This is a genomic window from Arhodomonas sp. KWT (assembly GCF_010993615.1).
In genome coordinates, this window is record NZ_WNXE01000872.1 from 1 (window position 1) to 707 (window position 707).

Here is a 707-nt window from a genome sequence, read left to right on the forward strand (position 1 = left end):
CCGACCAGGTTGGAGCGGTGGATACGCTCATAGCCCTCGGCAATGACCGCCTGCACGCCGAGCAGGCGCGTGCCCTTTGCCGCCCAGTCACGGCTGGAGCCGGTGCCGTATTCCTTGCCCGCAAGCACGACCAGCGGGGTGTCCGCCTCCTTGTAGCGCATGGCGGCGTCGTAGATGCTGGTGCGCTCGTCCGTGGGGAAGAAGGTGGTCCAGCTGCCCTCGGTGCCCGGGGCGAGCTGGTTCTTCAGCCGCACGTTGGCGAACGTGCCGCGCATCATCACCTCGTGGTTGCCGCGGCGGGAGCCGTAGCTGTTGAAGTCCGCCGGCACCACCCCCTGCTCCTGGAGGTACTTGCCCGCCGGGCTGTCCGGTTTGATCGCACCGGCCGGGGAGATGTGGTCGGTGGTGATGGAGTCGCCGACCTTGACCAGGCAGCGCGCGCCGCTGATGTCGCCGAGACCGGCGGGCTGCATGGCCATGCCCTCGAAGTAGGGCGGGTTCTTGACGTAGGTCGACTCCGGCCACTCGTAGATCTGACCCTCCGGCACCGGGAGCTTCTGCCAGGTCTCGGAACCCGCGAACACGTCGGCGTACTTGTCGCGGTACATGGTCGAGTTGATCTTGCTCTCGATGAGCTCGGAGATCTCGCGCTGGGACGGCCAGATGTCCTTGAGATAGACGTCGTTGCCGTCCTTGTCCTGACCCAG

Annotated in this window: 1 pseudogene; it reads right to left on the reverse strand. The window is 66.5% G+C overall.

The annotated features are described in order from the left end of the window. Window positions 1–707: pseudogene (gene acnA, locus G7A99_RS22980) on the reverse strand (aconitate hydratase); the annotation flags it as partial.